Origin of the sequence: Pseudoalteromonas aliena SW19 (assembly GCF_014905615.1) — a bacterium.
Taxonomy (GTDB): Bacteria; Pseudomonadota; Gammaproteobacteria; order Enterobacterales; family Alteromonadaceae; genus Pseudoalteromonas; species Pseudoalteromonas aliena.
On sequence record NZ_AQGU01000029.1, the window covers coordinates 251,245 to 268,533 of the forward strand.

The window sequence follows — 17,289 nt, forward strand, 5'->3', positions numbered from 1 at the left end:
TATTACACCTTATTACATGCTCGTTTCGCAGATGGTTTCTGCTATGAACACCAATATCACTTGAGGTGATTCAGTATTAAAGATGATAAAGTTTTTTAAACTTCAAAAAAATCACCCAGATCTCGTTAAAAACACCGATTAAATTCTCTCTATATCCACCATGAAACACACTAAAAAATTGAACTAAAATGAGAACTTAGCTATGGTTGAGACATCAATAAATATAAAGCGCGACAACTAGTCTGACAGTGAGGGTCAGTGGCCGAGTATGAATGTTTTAAGTAATAAAACTAAAAAGATTATTGGTCTTCTTTTTAAATCTGATCAAGCAAAAATTGTTGAAAAAATTCTTTCGGATGACTGCCCAAGAAGCATCTCTAGTTGCAATGATTGGGAAGCTGAATCCTTAGAGCGGATTTGGATATCCGTTTTAAAAATAAGTTCAGGAGACATGAAGAAATTCGAATCTGCTGTCAAGCTAGCTAATACTGATTATAGGGATTTATTCATGGCAGCAGGGTTTGGGTATGATTCAGAGGCTCATAAAAAGTGGAAGATTTAATGCCTAAAGCCACTAACAAGCGCATGTTACATAAGCTACTAGCGTGGCTTGGACGGTTTTTTCCGCTCGTGTCTCGATACAAAACCTCCGCATATACGAGCGTTATCTTTACATAGAGCCTTGCTCTACATAATAAAATGGATTCTAAATGCCAAAAGCAATAATCAAAATAAAACGGAAATTTCTATCTCCTGAAGTTATAGAGTTCACTTCTAGTTTTGATAATAGTTATGTGCTTTCAAGTATTGGTGAGCTGACTCAAGATGGCACTATTATTTTTTCTCGTGCGGGTGGAATTCATAAATATTTATATAAAGGCGAAAAGGTTCGACTTGATTATGGTAAACGGGCAAGTTTTTCTCTAATAATTAATGAGGATATTACGCTAGAAGTAATTCATATTGAGAGTAGATGGCTAAAATCAAACTTTGAATTAAACTATAATAAACAAAAGCTTGCTGATCTTGTTTTCGTATCCAGTTTTTTCCCATACTCTGAGACATATGAACTAATTACAGTAAATGATAACTCCCATACTTCATTGCTATTGTTTGGATTGTTTTCTTGGTATAACTATGAATCAATATGTTGTTTGTAGGTAAACTACGGGAAGTCTAAAATTACTGTACCACTACAAACCCACGTTATAAATGTATTGTGTTACCAAGAATTAAAAATGGAATTGCTAAAAACAGGATGATAGTTAGGATGACATCCGTCCTAATTATTGCTGAAACTGTCAATTAAACAAAATGATAAGCTTAACTTATAATCAATAAATAACGAGAAGAGCGATGCATCAATACGGGTAAGTCTTCACCCGCTCAAATAAGTCACTCAAATACCTATAATCTCTTCCAAAACACAAATTAAACAGCACTAAATTCTCTTTTAATATTTCATGTGAAATTGAAGTAACTGATTGAACCAAAATAGGAACTCGGCTATGGTTTGTTTATCAATAAAGATAACTTTAAAACGAGCTAATCTACAGGCTCGTTAGATATATAAGGATGTTCAATGATAGATTTTGATAATAAAGGTTTTTTTAAGCTTAAACAGGATTCTGATTACGCAGATAAAGTAAAAGATTTACTTTTAGACGATGAGCAAATAATTGATTCATACAAGTCAATGCGTGATGGAGTGGTTTTTACAGATAAAAGAATCATCGCTGTAAATGTGCAAGGTATTACCGGAAGCAAAAAAGATTTTACATCTTTACCCTATAAAAATATTGTAGCCTATTCGGTTGAAACCTCGGGTACTTTTGACCTTGATTCTGAATTAGAGATATATTTTTCAGCTGTTGGTAAAGTTAAGTTTGAGTTTACTGGCAAGTCTTCAATGTTGGAAATTTCAAAAACCATATCTAATCATTTGTTGTAGACAATTTATAGCTAACAACACCTCTGGGGTGGGCAGTAAGTATTAAAGCTCACCTTCCACCGCAAATTCCATCAACGATGAACCCAGCCATTTTAAAAGTGTTTAGATAGGTATACTTATTATAAAGCGTATGCGTTTTTCAGCATTTAAATAGGATCCGTATCCACTGAAATGCCAACAAGCGTGTAGGTCATTAGAGTAACGAGTGGGCATTAATACCAAACTGCATAAATCTTTGATCAATTTAACGAATTAAATTGCACTATAACGTCGTTAAAAATTTTTTATTTAGAACAACTAGATACAAAAATTTTTGCCTAGTTCTAGCGTAATTTTCTTAACGTTAAATAGACCCCATATATAAGCAGGTTGGTATAACCAAGTCTACTGGGCTTATAAACCTCGGCTGTGAATAAACCTTCCTGAATTGAACCAATTTAAACCCACAAAGATCAACGCAGCTCTGTATAAATAAACATAGCGAGGTTTGGTTCGCTATATTTTTATTCGCTTTAGTATTAACCTTCTAGTTGAAAGTCGTACACTGAGCCTAAATTAAGCAGCTGTGTAAGTTCATCAAGTGCTTGGTAGCTTTCGGTGAGTAGGGCTGAGTCTGCAAAGTCACTTGCGCCTAATTTGTCGCGGTAGTTACGTTTTGCCCAGTCACACAGTTGTGTGTATTTAGTATCCGTTAAAATAACCTCTGGGTTTACTGCAGCAAGTTCTTGCTCGTTAAGGGCTACACGTAAACGCAAGCAAGCTGGGCCGCCGCCATTTTGCATACTTTGGCGTAAATCAAAAAACTGCACTTGGTTTACTGGGTTATCAGCCATAATCATTTCTTCAATGTAGGCATTAACAGCACTGTTGCGCTTACACTCTTGTGGTGCAACTAACAGCATTGAACCATCATCAAGGCTCACTAGTTGGCTATTAAATAAGTAACTACTTACTGCATCGTTAATACTCACTTTATCGCTTGGTACCTCAATAATGTAAAACTCTTTACTGCCTACATACGCGTCGCGAATGTCTTGTAGCGCCAGTGCTTGATTTAAAAATGCTTGTTGGTGGCACAGTAGTACATTGGCGTTACCGACTGCAATTACATCGTTGTGAAATACGCCTTGATCTATTACATCTGGGTTTTGCTGTAATAAAATTTGGCTAGAATCTTTTAAGTTATGTAAGCGACAAATTGCTTCTGAGGCTTCAAGCGTTTGCCTTGCAGGAAACTTAGCGGGTTTTGGTAATTGGCTGTTAAACGCGCTGGCACCAAATACAAACATTTCAAGGCCTTGCTCGCCATGGCTGTCACAAAAACGAGTATGGTTTGCTGCACCTTCGTCGCCAAAAAAGCCTTGGTCGGGTAAGTGAGTATGGTGCGCAAAGTATTTGTCGTTATTAAACATCGCTTTTAATAAGCGTGTAGTGGTTGCAGGCTCTAATGAACGATGAAACTTATTATTTAAATTAGCTGAAGTGAAATGTACTTTGCCGTCGGTTGTATCAGGAGATGGCGATACCGTAGCAGCATTGGCTGTCCACATTGCTGACGCTGAATAACACGCGCGTAATAAAATAGGATCGGCTTTAAACGCTTTATGAATTACTTGTGCATCATTACCGGTAAAACCTAAGCGGCGCAGTACGTTTAAGTCGGGGCGCGCATGAGGGGCAAATACACCTTGAGTTAGGCCTTTGTCGTGCATGGCTTTCATTTTTTCAAGGCCTTGAAGTACTGCCTCTTGAGGATTTGAAAAGCTTGCTGCGTTATTTAACGAGGCAACATTACCATACGATAAACCAGCGTAGTTGTGGGTAGGACCAACTAAACCATCAAAATTAACTTCCAAAGCGTGCATACACGTTCCAACTAAAAATTTTCAATAGAGTGCCACAATACAACGCAATTGGGCTGCTTGCAAAGTTATAAACGCAGTGCTTTTATTAATTTTTGATGTTTGTAAATGTGAGCTTTTAGGAGGGGTGTTTTTATACTAGGTGGTTCATAATGCGCAAAAGCTTAGCCTAAAGTAGTTTATACATTTCAGTTTTACGCTAAGCCTTTACACAATACGCTATTATTTAACATAGGCGCGTTCTTTTTCAGCCGTAGTGTGGGTATTTGTCGGATCATTAACTTGCCAAATGCTAATGTCTAAACGCCATAAAAGGTAAAGGGTATGGTATAAGTTGAACATGGTTTTTTCCTTGGTATTTTTACTAGACACATTAGTTAATAGAAGAAGTATGCCAACATTAACTTGAATATTTTATGAATAAAAATCAGGTGGTTAGTATTTAAGTGAAAATATATACTCAAGAATTAGCACCAAAGAGGTGAAGTATTATTAAAAGATGCACCAGTGTGGTGTTTTTTAGCAAAAAGCCCTGCAACTATTTGCCAGGCTTTTTAAAAAATACAGTCACTTAATAAAGTAAATTAACGGCCTACTTTTTATATGCGCCAACAAAAGTAATTTTTTAATATCAGTCATTTTAATTAAGAGCTTAATCGGCTAAATCGCTTACGACTAAATCGAGTAATTGCATAAGTTGCTTCGCTTGTGCTGCATCAACACTATCAAATTTACACAAAATATTTTTAGGAATATTAGCCGCTTTTAACTTAAGTGATAGGCCATTTTGGGTAAGCTGTACGAACCGTTTGCGCTTATCGTGCTCATCTTTAATAACCGCTAGAAGTAATTTATCAGCCATCTTCTTTAATATTTGGGTCATTGCACCGCCGTCTATCGCGGTTTTATCTATCAGCTCTGCAATTGCTATTTTGTCTTGTTCCCACAGCGCCATCATTACTACGTATTGTGGGTAAGTTAAATTCAGCTTGCTTAAAGGCTCACGATACGCGCGAGCAATGCTGTTAGATGCCATGTATAACCGATGGCATAACTGATTTTTTAACTTTAATTGCTCAAACGACATAGCTTTATCCTTTATTTTAATATCGTTATTTTAATTTGTACGCAAAGTATTTGCAATCTCTAATTACTTGTTCTATTATTTTGCACACAAACTAAATTGATTACTAAACTTTGGAGTTTATTATGAATGTATTACAAAACGTAGCTTACACAGCAAAAGCAACTGCAACTGGCGGCCGCGAAGGTGTAGCTAAATCTGATGATGGTCGTTTAGATGTAAACCTATCAACACCTAAAGGTTTAGGCGGCGATGACGGACAAGGCACTAACCCAGAGCAATTATTTGCCGCAGGTTATGCAGCGTGTTTTATTGGCGCACTAAAATTTGTTGCAGGTAGCGAAAAAATAGATTTACCAAGCGACACGCATATTGACTCACAAGTGTCTATTGGCGCGATTGAAGGCGGTTTTGGGATTGCGGTAAAACTTGCTGTATCACTTGGTGACATGGATAAAGCAGCAGCGCAAACGCTTGTAGATAAAGCACACCAAGTATGCCCATATTCAAACGCAACACGTGGCAACATCGAAGTAGAGCTTTCAGTTATTTAATAACTAAATAAAGAAAAGTTATAAAAGCACACAGCGACAATCAGTCGTTGTGTGCTTTTTTGCGTTTTAGGGTAAAATTACTTTAACATGCAAAAAATCATATATTCACTATTCCATATGTTCTGTTTTTGTTTTATTGTATGTGCACTAACACAGTGAGGACAGTATGGAACAATTCAACCCACTCCAATTTTATAAATGCCTAGCGGACGAAACGCGTTTAAAAGCAATGCTCCTAATTAGCCGCGAGCGAGAGTTGTGCGTATGCGAACTGGTTGCTGCACTTGAGCTAAGCCAGCCTAAAGTGTCTCGCCATTTAGCGCAGTTAAGACAATGCGGATTGTTGAGCGACCGCAAACAAAATCAATGGGTGTATTACAGCATTAATAAAGCCCTGCCAGAATGGGCTAAAACGGTGCTAACGCAAACGCTTACTGCTAATCCTTCATTTTATGAAAATGATTTAACGCGCTTAAATGTTATGGGTAATCGCCCTGAACGTATTACTAGCTGCTGTAACTAACTAATAAATTAACTTATTAAAGGTATTTAATTATGACTATTAAAGTAGGTATTAACGGTTTTGGCCGTATGGGGCGTTTAACACTGCGTGCAGCAGTTGATTGGCCAGAAATCGAGTTTATTAAAGTAAATGATGTAGCGGGCGATGCTAAAACCCACGCACATTTAATTGAGTTTGACTCAGTACACGGACGCTTAGCACAACAGGTTTCTAGTGATGATAATAGCTTTAGTGTGGGCAAACACACGATTACAGTTACCAACAACAAAACCATAAACGAAACTGATTGGTCAGATTGCGATGTTGTTATAGAAGCCAGCGGTAAAATGAAAACCACTGAACTGCTAAATCAATATTTAGCGCAAGGTGTTAAGCGTGTTGTGGTAACCGCGCCTGTAAAAGAAGACGGTATATTAAATGTAGTAATGGGTGTAAACGATGACCTTTTTAACCCAAGTGAGCATAAAATTGTTACGGCTGCTTCTTGCACAACTAACTGTTTAGCGCCAATAGTAAAAGTACTGCAAGAAAAAGTGGGTATTAAACACGGCTCAATGACCACGATTCACGACATTACTAATACTCAAACGATTATTGATGCCCCTCACAAAGACTTACGCCGTGCGCGCTCGTGCGGTACAAGTTTAATCCCTACTACAACCGGTAGTGCAACGGCTATTACGCATATTTTCCCCGAGCTTAAAGGTAAATTAAACGGCCATGCTGTGCGTGTACCTTTAACTAACGCGTCAATTACCGATTGTGTTTTTGAGCTAGAGCGAGGTGTTACACAAGACGAAGTAAACACGTGGTTTCAAGATGCTGCAAATAATGAGCTAAAAGACATTTTAGGCTACGAAGAAAAGCCGCTTGTATCTATAGATTACAAAACTGATCCACGTAGCTGCACCATAGATGCACTTTCTACTATGGTTATTAACAACACTCAGCTTAAATTATATGCTTGGTATGATAACGAGTGGGGTTATGCCAACCGTACTGCTGAGCTAATGCTTAAAGTTGCAAAAAGTGATTTAGTTTAATCTCATTTAATAAGGTTTAACGCTATGTTTGCGCAGTTGGCTAACTTACCGAGTTCTATAAAACAATATTTAATAATTACTGGTAACTATTGGGCATTTACTTTAACCGATGGTGCACTGCGCATGCTGGTGGTGCTGTATTTTCATCAGTTAGGTTATGGTGCATTTGCAATAGCCATGTTGTTTTTGTTTTATGAAATTTTTGGTGTGATCACTAATTTAGTCGGTGGTTGGCTTGGCGCGTATTTAGGGTTAAATAAAACCATGAATGTAGGGCTTGGGCTACAACTTGTCGCTTTAGCCATGTTGTGCGTTCCTGGAGATTGGTTAACGGTTGCCTATGTTATGGCAGCGCAAGCACTGAGTGGCATAGCTAAAGACTTAAATAAAATGAGCGCAAAGAGCGCCATTAAGTATTTAGTACCACAAGACGATGCAGGGCAAAGCCAATTATATAAATGGATTGCCATACTTACCGGCTCTAAAAATGCTTTAAAAGGGGTGGGCTTTTTTTTAGGCGGATTACTGCTTACTGTATTTGGCTTTGTAGGTGCGCTAGTAAGCTTAATCGCTTTACTCAGTGTTGCGTGGGTTATTAGTTTAATTTTTTTGAAAGGCGATATTGGCAAAGCTAAAAACAAACCTAAGTTTAAAGAGTTATTTTCTAAATCCCGTGCAATCAACTTACTTAGTGCTGCGCGCTTATGTTTGTTTGCGGCGCGCGATGTATGGTTTGTCGTTGCATTACCGGTTTACTTAGCCGCTCAGTTTAACTGGGATCACTGGTGGGTAAGCGGCTTTATGGCTTTGTGGGTTATTGCTTATGGGCTGGTGCAATCGCAAGCTCCGCGCATAACTGGGCAAAGCGATTCAAATTCACACTCAGTCAAAAAAGCATATTGGTGGGTGGCTTTATTGAGTGGCGTAACTGGTATTTTAGCGTTGTTGATGCAATTTGATATCGCGATACATTTTACGCTTGTAATAGGCTTACTTATTTTTGGTGGTGTATTTGCCGTAAATTCATCACTGCACAGTTACTTAATAGTAAGTTTTGCTAAAAACGATGGGGTTTCGCTCGACGTTGGCTTTTATTATATGGCTAATGCAATAGGGCGTTTACTTGGTACGGTGCTTTCTGGTTGGGTATTCCAAATATATGGGTTGGTGGCATGTTTATGGGTAAGTGTGTGTTTACTCATAGCAGCAACCTTAATCACCTTTTTTCTTAATAGAATTAGGTTAAATTAGCGCAACGACCTTAAATGTAGTTTTAGTTTAGTAGTTTAGCTAATTTAGCTAGTATGATTTGGCAATTAGTCTAGACTGAAAGTAACTACGTAAAAGGAAGGTAAGTTTAATGCGGGAAATAGCGCTAGCAAAAAAGTTATTGTGGATCAGTGTGGGTGGAATACTACTCACTGTTATCGTTTTATCGACTATTTTGTGGTCTGAGCTTTCATCAAGCAATACTAAGTTGTCAATTGAAGCAGAACAATTAATTGTCACAGAAGTCGATGAAAAGCTAACAGCAAAAGCCGCTTCATACGGTGAGCAAATTGCTGCTTTTATAAATGAGGTATACCGAGTTCCTTTTTCTTTAGCCTCTATTTTAGGTGAATCAGCAGAAAAAAACGCGTTGAGCCGTGACTCTGCCGTACTATTAAATAGATCGCTTATCACCGACAATGCTTTGTTGTCTTCTATCTATTCTCAATTTGAAAAAAATGGCTTTGACAATAATGACGCTAATTTTACTAACGGCTTTCCTCATTCAGTAAAAGACGTAGGGACGCTAGAAATTTATTTTACTCGCAGTAAACAAGGTGTTGTTAAGCAGCAAGTTGTAGATGATGCGAGTGAAAAATATATTACTAAACTTAATGAGTTTGGTTTACGCGAAGCAGAGTGGTATTTATGCGCTAAGGACAGTGAAAAACCATGCATTATGGAGCCTTATTTATACGAGATATCCCCCGGTTATTCTGAAATGATGACCTCTCTTACAGTGCCAATAATGAGGTCGGGCCAATTTATAGGATTAGCTGGTGCAGACATTACCTTACCTGTTTTTCAATCTTTAACCGAAAAGTTATCAGAAGAATTATACAAGGGTAAAGCAAAAGTAACTTTGTTAAGTAGCTTAAATTTAATCGTTGGTAGTAGTCATTATAAAGATAAGCTCGGGCGTCCTTTTAAAGAAGCAATTAATGACTCTGTAAACAAAAATTTTGAGAGCTTAGATGGCGAAGGAGGGGTCTATAAATCTGGAAATGAAATTTTAGTTTCATATCCTATTAAAATTAAATTAGCCGATGTAAGTTGGACGTTACTAATTGAGGTGCCTGCAGATTTAGCATTAGCTGGACCGGTTACTTTAACTAATAACATGTCAGAAATGGCCAAGTATCTTGGTTTATTAATCTTAGTATCAGGCTCAGTAATTGCTGTTATTGCTTTTATTGTCATGAAATTGGTTGTTAGTAGTGTGGTTGCCCCTTTAGAGCAGATCCAACAACGAGTTGATAATTTAGCAAGCTCAGAAGGGGATCTTACTCATACTTTAGAAGTTGATACGCATGCTGAGCTAATTGCCCTAGCTGCTGGTTTTAATCGTTTTTTATCTAAATTAAGAGAATTAATAATTCAGTTAAAAGCTGTTTCTGAACAAACAAAACATCAAGGCGAAATTGCATCGCATATCGCCATAGATACTAAGCAAAATGTTCAAGCACAATTTAAAGAGATTGAAAGCGTAGTAACGGCGATGAATGAAATGAGCGCTACGGCACTCGAAGTGGCTAGAGCATCTGAGCAATCGGCGCAACAAGCTGACGAAATTAATGGCTTAGTAGTCAGTAGCGAATCGAGTTTATCTTCTGCGATGACGCAAGTTAAAACGATGTCAGAAGAGATAAAAGAAGCTAACCAAGCCGTTGAAAAAGTGGCATCGCGTAGTAAAGATATTACACAAATTTTGGATGTGATTCGTACTATTTCAGAGCAAACTAATTTGCTAGCGTTAAATGCTGCTATTGAAGCTGCACGCGCAGGTGAGCACGGTCGTGGTTTTGCTGTTGTAGCTGATGAAGTGAGAGCGCTTGCTTCGAAAACACGCTCATCCACTGATGACATAAGTAAATTAATTGATAGTTTACTTCATGAAGTCGGAAATGCTTCAACGGTTATCGAAAAGGGTGTGGTGCGTGCACAAAGTGCAGTAGAGGAAACATCTGTTGCATTTGATGCATTGCACAGTGTTGTGGTTAAAGTCGATGAAATAACAAACCAAATCACGCACATTGCTACCGCAGCGGAAGAGCAAAGCTTAGTGACAGAAGAGATCAACCGCAATTTGACGCTTATATCAGACGCCGCCTCGCAGTTATCTGACTTATCGGCGCAAGCTGGCGACAGCAGCGAAGTGCTCAATAAGTTGGTCACGCAGCAAGATTCAGAACTTAATAAGTTAAAAACGTAACGTTTGACTCGTGTTAGCATAAATATAAATAGCAGTGATTAAGTCACTGCCATTTTTTACGCAAATAATTGAGGTGTTAGTTTATAAACTCTTCATAATTTTGAACATTTGATTAATCATAGGTTGAGCTAGCGATTCAACACCTGGACGATTAAAGTAACCGCGTAGCCCAGTAAACTGAACCTCAAAAAATCGTGCATAATCTTGTGCAGGTATATTATTACTCAGCTCATTATTTGCTATTGCTTGCTCAAAGAGAATTGAAAGATAGCTTTCAAATTTATCTGCTAAATCTAAACTAAGTTGATATAGGCGACTGTCTTTCTCGGAAAATTCGCAATTGGCCTTCACCAACATGCAAATTGCACTGGGTATATTTTCTTTTTTTGTGACTACATCCTCAACAAAAATGCGTAAACCATCAAGAATATTATCTGAAGTAGATAAACACTCGTTAATTTGGGTTTGCATTTGTACTGTGTAGTCTTTTAAAGATTCAATATAAAGTCCTTCCTTTGAACCAAAAGCAGCGTAAATACTGCCAGGGCGCATGTTAACTGCTTCTTGCAAATCGCGCGTTGAGGTTGCATGAAAACCTTTCTCCCAAAATAGCTGACTTGCAAGTCGGACAACGGTTTCACGCTCAAACTTTATTTTGTTAGCCATGTCATTTCTCAATTAATTTGAACACTTGCTCAATTTTAACTTGAACAGTCGCTCAAAATCAAATAGTATGTGTTTCGAAGTTACTTAAACCTAATTATTTATTGGAGCTAAACATGTCAGAATTTACTTTATACACAGCAGAAAATGCACCTGAAGAGTCAAAGTCTCTAATGGCTGATTCAGTAGCTGCATTTGGTATGGTCCCTAACTTACATGCAGTAATGGCTGAAGCGCCAACATTACTTAAAGGGTATCAAGTGCTGCATGACTTGTTTCAAAAAACATCGTTTAATGCACAAGAGCTTACTGTAGTATGGCAGTCAATTAATGTTGAACATAACTGCCATTACTGCGTGCCTGCACATAGCGCTATAGCAGCTTCAATGAAAGTTGATCAAGATATTGTTGATGCATTGGTAAATCAAACACCCCTTGCGGACTCTAAGCTTGAAACACTTCGTGAAACAACATTAGCAATGACACGTGAGCGCGGTGTGATCAGCGATGAGCAAATTGAAAAGTTTTTTGCAGCAGGTTATGGCAAGCAACAACTACTTGAAATCATTGTAGGCTTATCTCAAAAAGTTATGAGTAATTACACTAACCACCTTGCAGATACGCCTGTTGATGAACCATTTAAAAAATACGTAAAATAAATACGATTTTATAAATGACAAAAGGCAGCCTAGGCTGCCTTTTTTGTGTCTATAAATTGCGGCTATTTAAATTTAACCGTTTTTGTACTACGTGTATAAATACGTTGTTCGGGCTTTGTCCACTCACCTTTTTTTAAGTAAGAGGTCGATACAATAAATTTTTCATCTTTTAGTTCACTCATAGATTTAACTTTAGTAATACCTTCTTTACTACCCGTTACATCCTCATAGGCTACAAATTGAGTGGGGCTTAGCACCTTTAATGTGCCTTTAGTGTAAAAACCTGCCGTTGTGAAGTAATAAAAAACGAGTAACTCTTTTTTGCTATCGTAAAAAATCATAGATTCGCCGCCATACTCACCTTCATTAATAGAGTGTGCAGTGCGAATAGCTTTACCATTGAGTGCTCGTTCCCACTTACCTACATCTTGAATTGGCTTTTCGCCTTGGGCTACTTCAAAGTTAGCTTGCCAAGTACCCAAAAAAGGTTGAAATACAGCTAGTTGTTTATCTAAAGTTAGGTTATTTTCATCTGCGTAACTAAACGTAAATACACACAGGCATAAGGCTAAGAATAGCGTTTTAAAATATGTCATACTTTCACTCTCTTTTTTTAGTTTTATAAAGTTAGTATAGGTGATAATTAATTGATAAAGAAAACTTTAATAACGATAGCGAGCCTTTTTATCATTTTTACTTGGCTAGCTTATACGCTTAATTACACGCTAATTTATGTACCAATCTATATCAGCGTTTTGAGCGCATTAAGCTTTTTAGTATATGCGTGGGATAAACGCAAAGCTAAGCAATCGGTATATAAAAAAGTAAATCGTACACCGGAGCGAACATTGCAGTTAATAGCGCTTTTCGGGGGATGGCCTGGTGCATTAATAGCTCAACAGTTATTGCGTCATAAGTCGCAAAAAAAACGTTTTATTATTGTGCTGTGGTTGTGTATTTTAATTAATATATGCATCTTGGGGTATGCTAACCATTATTTTAAAACACTCTTGTAATACTAATGCATTAATTGAGTGCATATTGGCGTTATAAGTACTCGGAGTTATCACACATAAAAGGGTTGTGAGTTGAATATTTGGTTAGGTAGTAGAGAAGCTAATATACTTTTATAGAAAAGTACATTAGCTAAAAAGATTTATATTGTTTACAGCGATTATTGGCCTGCCGTCGCTTTTTGCAATTGAACAGTGACTACTGTTTTTTTATCAACAACAACCCATTCTCTGTAAGTAATAAATCCTTTTTTACTTACTTCAATATCGTATTTTCCTTCTTCAAGTTCAATTGCATCTTGGTAGATAGGAGAAATATTCATAATGCGAACACGGGCATCGGCTGGGTTAGCGATAACTGTTAATGAAATTGGCGCTACAACTTCTTCAACATCCATAACGACTTCATTAACTACTTGCTCAGTTTCATCAACAGATGAAGTTGTTGAACAACCGCTTAATAAAAGGATGGCTGCAAATGCGCTTAGTTTTTTCATAAATAGTCCATTTAAAAGTATTGAGTGTTTCGAAAATTTTGGAAGAGTAAATGAAGTATTCAACTTGTCGTCCCTAACTCTCGTTTTAAAAAATAGCAATAGTTTAATATGTATCTACTGCTTATTCAATTATTGTCACTTTCGTTATGTAACTCGCAGAGCAATAACTCTACGAGTTGATATGCTTATTTTAAAGTAAATTATCCAAAGATTTAGTGATAGCTTCACTTCTTTCCACTAACTGCTCTGCCGTTTTATACATTCTTTTTTTCATCAATGCATTGGCCATTGTAATATAACGTCTTGATAACTCTTTTCGAAATGAAACTAAAAGAGAAAAGTCGCTTGGAAGTCCAGTTGATTCCAAATTTACTTGCTCTTCAAAAGCTAATAGTGCTTTATGATCGGTTATATTTTCTAGCATTTCATCATAACGTTGAAATCTTGGCAGATAGAACACAACAGCGTCTGATGTTGGGTAAGTGGCTTGTTCTCCCGCATCTAATTTTGTCTGATACGAACTTAACGCATCAATTGCCGACTCTCTTTTTAGTAAATTGGTAAATAGACTTTCAGCTTTTTGTTTATCAGTAAATATAGCCTTACCTACATTTAATAACGCTTTTTGAGATACCACGTCGTCTACTTCAATGGCTTGGTTTAAAGCAACTTCAAAATTCTCAAAATGTGTAGGTGAAGGGCGATATACGTAAGTGTTGTCGACTTCGTTGAGATCGCTGATTAGCTGAGGAATACTGTTGTTATCAATTTCGTTATAACGTGATTGTTCTAATAATAAGTTAATCCTTGATGTAATATCAAAAATTATAGATTGGCGCTCCCTAAGAACACTTTCAAGTTGAACAGAAAGTGTTTCTGAGTCAGGATAATATTCAAGCGCATTAGAATATATAGCAATTATTTCATCAAAGTTTTTAAATTTACTTGAGTTGTTGCTGCTATCGTTTGCTTGGTCAGCAAAGTTTTTCAATATAGTGTCTTGGTTAACTCTCAACAGACCTTGTTTTAACACATTATACTGTGGAGGTATTTCACCTAATCTTTGCAAAATAGCTGGGCCATTCCACGCCATCCAAGTTTCTATTTGTTGATTAATAGCATTAGCATTATCAAGCTTTGCTTCTAGCTGTTTTATGTTATTGCCATTGGATAAATTTAATTGACCAGCGATGAGGATCAAAGCAGCTGATACTGCGATGAATACCATAGTTGGCTTTAGATTAGACTTAAGTTTATTTGATATGGGCACTAAAGAGTCGTGCCGTTTCGACGTTTCTAATGAAAGTGCTTTATTTAAACTTCCCCATAACCATAGTGGGCAATTTTTAGGACGTTTAGCCGTCGTGTCTTTAGGGAGTTTGTCAGCGGCAACACGATTAAATGGATGCTTACTGCTAAGTAATTCAAAGGCAATACACGCGTATGAAAACACGTCGTCTCTGAGCGTAGCATCAGCGCCTTTTAGCTGCTCAGGACTGGCGTAAGTTGGTGTGTACCCACCAACTACACCTAGCTCGGTATTACTGTTTACTGCATAGGCATCTTCAATGCTTTTATGCTTAGCAATACCAAAATCGAGTACTTTTAAATTACCATTACTGTCAAAAATAATATTAGAAGGTTTAAGATCGTTATGTATTACGCCTTTTGAATGGGCATAATTTAAAGCATCGGCTAGTTGTTCTAAAATAATTTTGGCTTTTTTAAACACCAAACCCGAAGGCTTATTTCGTTTAATGATTTGCTCTAAGGTCTCCCCTTCGATCAGCTCCATTGTAACGTAATATAAGTCACCGTCTGAATCAGCAGAAAAAACTTTAACAATACTAGGGTGAGAGAGTTGCTGTGTTTTTGATGTCTCGTCTTTTAAAAGAGAAATTGCTTCTTCAGAGTGAGAGAACTCTTCTTGTAAAATTTTGATTGCTACAAATGCTTCTGAGCGAGTCGCATTTTCTAAAAATGTATCTCTAGCTCTATAGATATAACACATTCCGCCTTGACCAATAAGTTCTTCGATCAAATAACGACCTGATATTTTTTTACCTATTAGATTAATTTTATTTTTTGGCGGTGTTCTTTTAAGATTAGAGTCAAGTGAAGCAATTTGAGTTTTATCACTTGAGCTATTGATACTGCTCATCGTAAGTCCTTTTGTTGTGTTAATGTAAATAATCGCATAGGTAAGTTTTTTATTCTTACCAACTTTCCCTCTGATACAGTCCACCATTTTTACAAAATTCTCCCACTATAGCAATGATTCAATTGCCTAATATTTAGATCTAAATCACGTCTTTGTGGCTTCGATGTTGTTTTCAATTTGTAACTAATTTAATGTTTGTAATATTTTATAAAAATCTAACGATCTACCTTGGCGGGTACTTTGAATTTTAAAGAGCAGAGCAGTACTTTGGTTGCTATGAATGATAATTTTCTAAAGCGTTACATAATGTGTTTTTTTATTAAGATGTTTTTAATAAATAGAATTTAAAATAGCGATACACAGCGTTTTTTTAACAACATATTTTTATAATACTATTTCATTAATAAATTATATATTTCCCGTATTTTTTAGATTAGTAAGATCAAGACAGTGTCCATATATTAATTTCAATGTTGACAATAGTTTCTCTTGTACTTTATCCTAGTGCAATTGAAGATTTATGGGACTAACTTATCAAATGGAACTGATACTAAACATAACTAGTTATCATAGACTCTCACCTGAAATTGAAGCATCTAAGACAACAGAAAATGTACTCACCTTTGGCCGTTCTGAAACATGTGACTGGCACTTTCCCGATCCTGAAAAGATTATATCGAGTAAGCACGGAAGAATAGAAAAAGAAGACGATGCATTTTACGTTTATGACGACTCTACTAACGGTGTTTTTGTCAATTTTGGTGTGACGCCGCTTGGTCAAGGTAATCGACAACGCCTTTCAGATAAAGATGTACTTACTATTGGCGATTTTCAAATTGATGTAAAGTTAGTTGAGCCGCAGGGCGCTGCTACGAGCAATGCTGGTTTGTCTCAACACCGCGATGATTTTATGGGAAGTAAGCCGGAGTCATTTTCGCAACCGCATCACTTTACAAACGAATCTCTGTTAGATGAATCTATGCCTGCTGTTGATATGGTACAAGAAAGCTTCTCTGGCGGTAATAATCAAATACCTGAAGATTGGGATGAGTTATCGAGTCTTATGGCTCCTGCTTCTTTAGTTGCAGACAAGCCGGTTTTTGAAGAACCTCAAAAACCTGAAATTGCACCCACACCTCCAAAGCAAAATGTAGCGGCTAAAGTTCACACACCAGAGCCATCATCAGCGAAGGCCACTGTGAGCAGTGGCTCTGCGCTATCAGATGCTTTTTTAAAGGGATTAGGCGTTAAAGCCGAATTGCAGGATGCTTTAAATACACAAGAACATTGGTTCGAAATGGGGCAAGGTTTAAATTTATTACTAAACGAGCTTATGGAATCTCTGCGCCAAAGAGCGCATGTAAAAAACCAACTTCGCTTAAATCACACGATGTTTCAGACTAAGCAAAACAACCCTTTAAAATTTTCTGCGGATGTTGATGATGTTATTCAGAATTTATTCATCAGAAATAGTGCAAGCTTCCTTTCCTCTAAAGAATCAATAAAAGAAAGCTTTGTTGATACGCGCAGGCATGAACATGCATTATTGGCAGGAGCTGACGGTGTATTGAAAGGAATGTTAGCGCAAGTTTCTCCGCAGCATATAAGTCAACAAGTAAATGATAACGCCAATATACTAAAGATTATACCAGGGCAGATTGATTACAAGTGCTGGAAACTATATGAAAGTTTACATGATGATTTATCGCAAGAAGTGAATACGAAAGGTGCGATGGCGATGTCAGATGACTTCTTAAAAGCATATAACGATAGAATTAAAGAAACGCTCTAGAAAGGA

At 37.1% G+C, this 17,289-nt stretch carries 17 protein-coding genes; 11 read left to right on the forward strand and 6 right to left on the reverse strand.

What is annotated here, in order from left to right; genetic code table 11:
• Positions 1–268: 268 nt before the first annotated feature.
• The 3 genes from PALI_RS17500 (at position 269) to PALI_RS17510 (ending at position 1,951) form a co-directional block, all read left to right on the forward strand.
• A complete protein-coding gene (locus tag PALI_RS17500; RefSeq protein ID WP_193156876.1) occupies positions 269–562 on the forward strand; it encodes a hypothetical protein in 294 nt (97 codons plus the stop codon).
• A 148-nt stretch (positions 563–710) separates the two neighbouring features.
• Positions 711–1,160 (forward strand): hypothetical protein, encoded by a 450-nt coding sequence (locus tag PALI_RS17505; RefSeq protein ID WP_193156877.1) that lies wholly within the window; start codon positions 711–713, stop codon positions 1,158–1,160.
• Between the two features lie 422 nt (positions 1,161–1,582).
• Positions 1,583–1,951 (forward strand): PH domain-containing protein, encoded by a 369-nt coding sequence (locus PALI_RS17510; RefSeq protein WP_077535528.1) that lies wholly within the window; start codon positions 1,583–1,585, stop codon positions 1,949–1,951.
• A gap of 518 nt (positions 1,952–2,469) precedes the next feature.
• Here PALI_RS17510 and astB read toward each other — a convergent pair.
• On the reverse strand, positions 2,470–3,816 hold the full coding sequence (gene astB / locus PALI_RS17515; RefSeq protein ID WP_193156878.1) for an N-succinylarginine dihydrolase: 1,347 nt from the start codon (positions 3,814–3,816) through the stop codon (positions 2,470–2,472).
• Between the two features lie 649 nt (positions 3,817–4,465).
• A complete protein-coding gene (locus PALI_RS17520) occupies positions 4,466–4,900 on the reverse strand; it encodes a MarR family winged helix-turn-helix transcriptional regulator (RefSeq protein ID WP_193156879.1) in 435 nt (144 codons plus the stop codon).
• Positions 4,901–5,022: 122 nt separating this feature from the next.
• On the opposite strand from PALI_RS17520, the gene PALI_RS17525 reads away from it, so the two are divergent.
• From PALI_RS17525 to PALI_RS17545, 5 genes are all read left to right on the forward strand, one after another.
• The gene (locus PALI_RS17525) at positions 5,023–5,451 is read left to right on the forward strand and encodes an organic hydroperoxide resistance protein (protein ID WP_024611591.1); all 429 of its coding nucleotides are present in this window, start codon (positions 5,023–5,025) and stop codon (positions 5,449–5,451) included.
• A 166-nt stretch (positions 5,452–5,617) separates the two neighbouring features.
• Positions 5,618–5,974: a metalloregulator ArsR/SmtB family transcription factor gene (locus tag PALI_RS17530; protein WP_193156880.1), complete on the forward strand. Its 357-nt coding sequence runs from the start codon at positions 5,618–5,620 to the stop codon at positions 5,972–5,974.
• Between the two features lie 32 nt (positions 5,975–6,006).
• Positions 6,007–7,017 (forward strand): ArsJ-associated glyceraldehyde-3-phosphate dehydrogenase, encoded by a 1,011-nt coding sequence (locus tag PALI_RS17535; RefSeq protein WP_193156881.1) that lies wholly within the window; start codon positions 6,007–6,009, stop codon positions 7,015–7,017.
• Between the two features lie 24 nt (positions 7,018–7,041).
• Complete coding sequence (gene arsJ, locus PALI_RS17540; protein ID WP_193156882.1) at positions 7,042–8,268, forward strand: organoarsenical effux MFS transporter ArsJ; 1,227 nt, start codon at positions 7,042–7,044, stop codon at positions 8,266–8,268.
• Positions 8,269–8,377: 109 nt separating this feature from the next.
• The gene (locus tag PALI_RS17545) at positions 8,378–10,498 is read left to right on the forward strand and encodes a methyl-accepting chemotaxis protein (protein ID WP_193156883.1); all 2,121 of its coding nucleotides are present in this window, start codon (positions 8,378–8,380) and stop codon (positions 10,496–10,498) included.
• Positions 10,499–10,579: 81 nt separating this feature from the next.
• On the opposite strand, the gene PALI_RS17550 is transcribed toward PALI_RS17545, so the two are convergent.
• Complete coding sequence (locus tag PALI_RS17550) at positions 10,580–11,164, reverse strand: TetR/AcrR family transcriptional regulator (RefSeq protein WP_193156884.1); 585 nt, start codon at positions 11,162–11,164, stop codon at positions 10,580–10,582.
• Positions 11,165–11,277: 113 nt separating this feature from the next.
• Between PALI_RS17550 and PALI_RS17555 the strand changes: the two genes are divergently transcribed.
• Entirely contained in the window at positions 11,278–11,820 is a 543-nt protein-coding gene (locus PALI_RS17555) for a carboxymuconolactone decarboxylase family protein (protein ID WP_138584781.1), read from the forward strand.
• Positions 11,821–11,882: 62 nt separating this feature from the next.
• On the opposite strand, the gene PALI_RS17560 is transcribed toward PALI_RS17555, so the two are convergent.
• Positions 11,883–12,416, reverse strand: a complete 534-nt coding sequence (locus PALI_RS17560; RefSeq protein WP_138584782.1) for a hypothetical protein — start codon at positions 12,414–12,416, stop codon at positions 11,883–11,885.
• A 51-nt stretch (positions 12,417–12,467) separates the two neighbouring features.
• Here PALI_RS17560 and PALI_RS17565 point away from each other — a divergent pair, with 51 nt between their 5' ends.
• Positions 12,468–12,836, forward strand: a complete 369-nt coding sequence (locus tag PALI_RS17565) for a DUF1294 domain-containing protein (RefSeq protein WP_138584783.1) — start codon at positions 12,468–12,470, stop codon at positions 12,834–12,836.
• Positions 12,837–12,994: 158 nt separating this feature from the next.
• Here the strand turns inward: PALI_RS17565 and PALI_RS17570 are convergent, their stop codons facing one another.
• Positions 12,995–13,330 (reverse strand): PEGA domain-containing protein, encoded by a 336-nt coding sequence (locus PALI_RS17570; protein WP_138584784.1) that lies wholly within the window; start codon positions 13,328–13,330, stop codon positions 12,995–12,997.
• A 190-nt stretch (positions 13,331–13,520) separates the two neighbouring features.
• Positions 13,521–15,491 carry a serine/threonine-protein kinase gene (locus tag PALI_RS17575; RefSeq protein ID WP_193156885.1) on the reverse strand — a complete coding sequence of 657 codons (1,971 nt, stop codon included), beginning with the start codon at positions 15,489–15,491 and terminating at the stop codon, positions 13,521–13,523.
• A 538-nt stretch (positions 15,492–16,029) separates the two neighbouring features.
• Between PALI_RS17575 and tagH the strand changes: the two genes are divergently transcribed.
• Positions 16,030–17,283 (forward strand): type VI secretion system-associated FHA domain protein TagH, encoded by a 1,254-nt coding sequence (tagH, locus tag PALI_RS17580; protein ID WP_193157038.1) that lies wholly within the window; start codon positions 16,030–16,032, stop codon positions 17,281–17,283.
• Positions 17,284–17,289 lie beyond the last annotated feature (6 nt).

Excerpts from the sequence above, each read along its gene's own strand:
- PALI_RS17500 (WP_193156876.1), top strand. The coding sequence starts at position 269 with ATGAATGTTTTAAGTAATAAAACTAAAAAGATTATTGGTCTTCTTTTT.
- PALI_RS17505 (WP_193156877.1), top strand. The coding sequence starts at position 711 with ATGCCAAAAGCAATAATCAAAATAAAACGGAAATTTCTATCTCCTGAA.
- PALI_RS17510 (WP_077535528.1), top strand. The coding sequence starts at position 1,583 with ATGATAGATTTTGATAATAAAGGTTTTTTTAAGCTTAAACAGGATTCT.
- astB (WP_193156878.1), bottom strand. The coding sequence starts at position 3,816 with ATGCACGCTTTGGAAGTTAATTTTGATGGTTTAGTTGGTCCTACCCAC.
- PALI_RS17520 (WP_193156879.1), bottom strand. The coding sequence starts at position 4,900 with ATGTCGTTTGAGCAATTAAAGTTAAAAAATCAGTTATGCCATCGGTTA.
- PALI_RS17525 (WP_024611591.1), top strand. The coding sequence starts at position 5,023 with ATGAATGTATTACAAAACGTAGCTTACACAGCAAAAGCAACTGCAACT.
- PALI_RS17530 (WP_193156880.1), top strand. The coding sequence starts at position 5,618 with ATGGAACAATTCAACCCACTCCAATTTTATAAATGCCTAGCGGACGAA.
- PALI_RS17535 (WP_193156881.1), top strand. The coding sequence starts at position 6,007 with ATGACTATTAAAGTAGGTATTAACGGTTTTGGCCGTATGGGGCGTTTA.
- arsJ (WP_193156882.1), top strand. The coding sequence starts at position 7,042 with ATGTTTGCGCAGTTGGCTAACTTACCGAGTTCTATAAAACAATATTTA.
- PALI_RS17545 (WP_193156883.1), top strand. The coding sequence starts at position 8,378 with ATGCGGGAAATAGCGCTAGCAAAAAAGTTATTGTGGATCAGTGTGGGT.
- PALI_RS17550 (WP_193156884.1), bottom strand. The coding sequence starts at position 11,164 with ATGGCTAACAAAATAAAGTTTGAGCGTGAAACCGTTGTCCGACTTGCA.
- PALI_RS17555 (WP_138584781.1), top strand. The coding sequence starts at position 11,278 with ATGTCAGAATTTACTTTATACACAGCAGAAAATGCACCTGAAGAGTCA.
- PALI_RS17560 (WP_138584782.1), bottom strand. The coding sequence starts at position 12,416 with ATGACATATTTTAAAACGCTATTCTTAGCCTTATGCCTGTGTGTATTT.
- PALI_RS17570 (WP_138584784.1), bottom strand. The coding sequence starts at position 13,330 with ATGAAAAAACTAAGCGCATTTGCAGCCATCCTTTTATTAAGCGGTTGT.
- PALI_RS17575 (WP_193156885.1), bottom strand. The coding sequence starts at position 15,491 with ATGAGCAGTATCAATAGCTCAAGTGATAAAACTCAAATTGCTTCACTT.
- tagH (WP_193157038.1), top strand. The coding sequence starts at position 16,030 with ATGGAACTGATACTAAACATAACTAGTTATCATAGACTCTCACCTGAA.